Here is a 1103-nt window from a genome sequence, read left to right as displayed (position 1 = left end):
TCTTTCGATGGCGATGCATCCTATAACAAAGTTAAGCGAAGTGCCAGTGATGTATATATGAGGCATAGATTGAAGTTTTAATTTACTTTTCTATTTATGTTTGGAATTGTTTTTTTAAAAATAAAGGAATAGTAAATGTCTGATAAAATGTCTTTGCTTGAAAGTTTGAAGAATAAATCAACCTGTCCTGAATGCGGGAGGTGGAATAATTGTGCTATGGAAGAAGGAAAATCTGCTTCAAGTTGTTGGTGCATGACAGAGCCTGTTAAAGAAATGGATGAAGTGTCCGATTCTTGTCTTTGTAAAATCTGTTATAGAAAAAAATAAAACCGTTCATGTATGAGCGGTTTTAAGGTTTGAACATTCAAATATGAATGATTATAGCTTCTCTCCTAGTTCTTTTAATCGATTCTCAATGCTTGGGTGTGTTGAAAAGATTGAGTCACCTTTACTATAAATATAAGCGGCTGCTCTATAGTGCTCTGTTACATGTTTAACATAACGTTCTTCTTTAGAATCATTGTCATGATAACCGCTTATTTTTTTAAGGGCAGAAATCATGGCTTGATTGCCTCCCGTTAATTGAACCGCAGCAGCATCTGCCATATATTCTCTTTTTCTGGATAAATACAAATAGAGTATCTGAGTAATAAACGGCAGTATTAAGTTCAATACAATAATTAAAAGTCGAGCTTGATTTGCTGCTGGATTGTTTTCATTCCGCATGAAAAAAGCAATATGTGCAAATATATTGGTAAACGTAACGATGACATTAGCAAGAATGCCAACATAAAGTGTAAGTTTTGAATCACCATGTATAATATGACCCGTTTCATGAGCGATAACAGCTTGTAGTTCAGCTCGGTTAAGTTGATTCATAAGACCTCTTGTTACAGCAATAAGGGCATTTTTCTCATTCCATCCAGCCGCAAATGCGTTAACCTCATTCGTTTCCATGATGTAAGCTCTTGGTTTGTAGTTAAGGCCAGCGCTGATAGCCATCTCTTCGACAATATTCAGGACGACTTTTTCATCATGTTCAAGGTGCTCTTCTCTTTTAAGCTCTTTAAATTGTTTTCCGGAAAGCATTAATTTATGGCCAA

General features: G+C 35.4%; 2 protein-coding genes. One reads left to right on the top strand and one right to left on the bottom strand.

Going from position 1 to position 1103, the window contains the following annotated elements:
• The first annotated feature begins 135 nt into the window (after positions 1-135).
• On the top strand, positions 136-327 hold the full coding sequence (locus DWA30_RS13570; RefSeq protein ID WP_114490809.1) for a cysteine-rich CWC family protein: 192 nt from the start codon (positions 136-138) through the stop codon (positions 325-327).
• A 51-nt stretch (positions 328-378) separates the two neighbouring features.
• Here the strand turns inward: DWA30_RS13570 and htpX are convergent.
• Positions 379-1103, bottom strand: a 725-nt coding sequence (htpX, locus tag DWA30_RS01710) for a zinc metalloprotease HtpX (RefSeq protein ID WP_114490808.1), incomplete at its 5' end; no start/stop codon positions are given.

Origin of the sequence: Candidatus Ulvibacter alkanivorans (assembly GCF_003333325.1) — a bacterium.
Lineage (GTDB): Bacteria > Bacteroidota > Bacteroidia > Flavobacteriales > Flavobacteriaceae > Ulvibacter_A > Ulvibacter_A alkanivorans.
This window is presented reverse-complemented; position numbering and strand designations above follow the sequence as displayed.